Source organism: Oleiphilus sp. HI0067 (assembly GCF_001635735.1).
On record NZ_LWFI01001105.1, the window covers coordinates 1 to 1,200 of the forward strand.

Sequence of the window (1,200 nt, forward strand, 5' to 3'; positions counted from 1 at the left end):
GTATATCACTGTCTGGGGCAAGACCACCCAGTAGCTTTGTGAGTGTGATACCTCGTTCTTTGAGCGATTCAGTTAATGCGAGATAAGTCGGCCGATAACCCCAGCACCACGCGCACATGGGGTCATAAACGTAATAAAGCTTGGGAGTCGTATCTTGCATTAGTAGATTTACTTCAGAGGATGATTTTCGGGTAATTGTTTATGCAGCCACAGAACGAGCTTATGCTTCATTCGTGGCGTATCCATATCTTGCTTTGCCAGCGGTTGAATTTGTTTGTCGTGAACCAAAAGCTTGTAGATATATTCAATTTTATCGTCTTGCTTATCATTCGCTTCAAACTTTACAACGCCACGCTTCTCGCAATACATCACCCCAATGCGAATAGCTTCTTTTAAAAGTTCAGCTTCGTTTTTTAGTTTTTTTATAGCCATGCTGCTTCCTCTTTGATGAAGTTCTTCGAGTTACGCGAAACGTTGTTTTAGATATTCATATACCGCTCGTAAGCCCAATGCTTCACCTCCAACTGGACGGCTTGGGAGGCCTCTGAGGTTCCAAGCCATGACGTCGAAATGCACCCAAGGGGTTTCATTGCTAATGAATTTTTCGAGGTATAGTGCAGCTGTGATAGCGCCACCGAATCCGGTTTCTGCTGAATTCAGGGTATCGGCAAAATGGCTTTTAAGCATGTCGTTGTAGGCTTGGTGCAACGGTAGGCGCCAAATAGGATCTAAGCAATCTAGAGCGCTTTCGTTGAGTCCTGCAGCCACTTCTTCATCGTTACAGAAGAAGCCAGGGAGTTCTGTGCCCAGTGCTACGCGGCATGCGCCGGTCAATGTGGCAAAGTCAATAATCAGCTCGGGGCTTTCGCTACATGCATCATCCAATGCATCGCAAAGAACTAAACGACCTTCAGCGTCGGTATTGTCTATTTCGACCGTAAGGCCTTTTCTAGATTCAATAATATCGCCGGGTCTAAATGCATTACCAGATATAGCGTTTTCAGCCGCAGCAACGAGAACACGTAATCGAATTGGAAGGTTTTGTGCCATGATGAGCTTGGCCAAGCCAAGCACGTGTGCAGCGCCGCCCATATCCTTTTTCATCTGACGCATGAAGTTGCCAGTTTTAATATTCAGACCGCCACTATCAAAACAGATACCTTTACCAACTAGTGTAATAGCTGGCGCGTCTTCGTCGCC

Annotated in this window: 2 protein-coding genes; both read right to left on the reverse strand. The window is 46.0% G+C overall.

All coding sequences use genetic code 11. The annotated features are described in order from the left end of the window. Nucleotides 1-168: 168 nt before the first annotated feature. On the reverse strand, nucleotides 169-432 hold the full coding sequence (locus A3739_RS15980) for a DUF5062 family protein (RefSeq protein ID WP_369819820.1): 264 nt from the start codon (nucleotides 430-432) through the stop codon (nucleotides 169-171). 30 nt (nucleotides 433-462) lie between these two features. After that, the coding region (locus tag A3739_RS15985; RefSeq protein WP_197472363.1) for a M17 family metallopeptidase at nucleotides 463-1,200 on the reverse strand (738 nt) is incomplete at its 5' end.